The 1,796-nt window shown below is 68.7% G+C and carries 2 protein-coding genes; both read right to left on the bottom strand.

What is annotated here, in order from left to right:
• A partial coding sequence (locus ACEN88_RS30775; RefSeq protein ID WP_413345840.1) for an N-acetylmuramoyl-L-alanine amidase occupies positions 1–908 on the bottom strand: 908 nt, incomplete at its 3' end.
• A complete protein-coding gene (locus ACEN88_RS30780) occupies positions 905–1,786 on the bottom strand; it encodes an ATPase (RefSeq protein ID WP_413345842.1) in 882 nt (293 codons plus the stop codon). The genes ACEN88_RS30780 and ACEN88_RS30775, both read right to left, overlap by 4 nt.
• Positions 1,787–1,796: the final 10 nt, after the last annotated feature.

A 1,796-nucleotide genomic window follows, 5' to 3' on the forward strand; every position in this document is an offset into this window, starting at 1 on the left:
GGCTCAGGCGGTGCAGGCGGCACCGGCGGGACAGGAGGCTGCGGCGGCACCGGCGTCTCGCCCGGAATGATGACAGGCGCCGTGATCACCGGCGCCGGCAGCGGCTGCGGCAGCGGACCGGTCGGATTCGTCAGCGCTTCCAGCAGCGCGGCCGTCTCGACGTCCGGATTGCCGTCGATGTTGGCCGGACGGTATTTCATCTGGAATGCCGACAGTACGGTGCGCGTCTGCTCGTCGAGCACGCCCGACTGGACGAGGCCATAGCCCCACGTCGCCAGTTTCTTCTGGTACCACGCGATGTCCGGCAGCTGGACCTGGAAGATCGGCACGAGCATCGCGACGCGGTTCGCATCCGGCCACGCGACGAGGCCCGCGGCCGCAAGCTGGCGCCAGGGGAACATCGGGCCCGGGTCCTGCTTGCGCAGCGGGGCGATGTCGGAGTGGCCCAGCACGTTTTCCGGTGCGATGTGGTGGCGCGTGACGATGTCGCGCACGAGCGGGATCAGCGCGTCGATCTGCGCTTGCGGGAACGGCGCGTAGACGCGGCCGTTCGGCGTATCTTTCCAGCCAAGGTTGACGATCTCGATGCCGATCGAGCTGTTGTTCAGCTGCGTGAAATTCTTCCAGCTCGAGTTACCCGCATGCCAGGCCGCGTTCTTTTCGTCGACGAGGTTGTAGATGACGGGGACAGGGTCGGCGGTCACGAGGTAATGGGCGCTGACCTCCTGCTGGGTCAGGATCCTGAGCGACTCCGGGAAGTTCTGGGCGGTGTAATGCAGCACGAGGAAACGTACGCGGCTGGCCTGCCCCTTGGCCGTGTACGTGTGGTCGTATTGCGGTCCGGTGGGCGGCGGCGTGGCGCAGCCGGCGAGCAGGGCGAGGAGCAGGGTCGCGACGAGTGTCTTCATGTCGATGTCGTAGAGTTGGATGAATCGGCGGCGAGCGCCATGCGCGCCGCCGCGTGATGGGCGTGGCCCGGTGTCTGGGTCAGCGCAATGCCGGGCACGCTTGTCCGCATCGTGTCGACGATCAGCGGATGCAGTTCCGCCGCCCGCCCGGACACGGCGACGGGACGCGGTCCGAAGCGCCCCGTCAGCGCCAGCGCGAGGCGCGCGAGTTCGCGGCCGGCCGCGCGCAGGACGTCGGCTGCGACGGGATCCTTATCGGCCGTCGCGGCCACCGCGAGCGCCAGCTTGCCGACGGCGCCCCGTTCCTGGCCATAGATGAACTGGCGCGAATATGCCCAGTCGGCGCCGCCGACGTAGTCGAACACGGCTTGCGCCAGCGGCGATTGTTCCCAGCTGCCGGGCCGCTCGTCTTCGAGGCGCCAGATGTGGCGCAGCGCTTCCTTCGCGATCCAGAAGCCGCCGCCGCCATCGTCCAGCACGACGCCGCGTCCGCCCGCGCGGTGGAACTGGCCGTGCGCGTCGACGAAGGCGCCGATGGAGCCCGTGCCCGCGTACACGAGATAGCCTTCACCCGGCGCGAAGCTGGCGCGATAGGCGATTTCCATGTCGCTGCAGAAGTGGATGCGGCCCGGGTCGAGATGCAGTTCTTCCGCGAGCCAGCGCTGCAGCAGTTCGCTGTCGCCGCCGAAGCCCGTCAGGCCCGCTTCCACCCGGCCCGGCACGCCGTGCACGAGGGCTCGCGTCGCCAGTTCGGCGAAGGTGGCGCGGACCGTGTCGCGGCCGTGCGGCGTACCCATCTGCAGGGCCGACACGCCCGCGCCCCCGCCCAGTGTCTTATAAACATAAGACGCAGCCCACGAAAAGAGAGGTGTAGAAATAGGGGGTGGC

This window comes from Massilia sp. CT11-108, from assembly GCF_047302915.1.
Lineage (GTDB): Bacteria > Pseudomonadota > Gammaproteobacteria > Burkholderiales > Burkholderiaceae_D > Telluria > Telluria orientalis.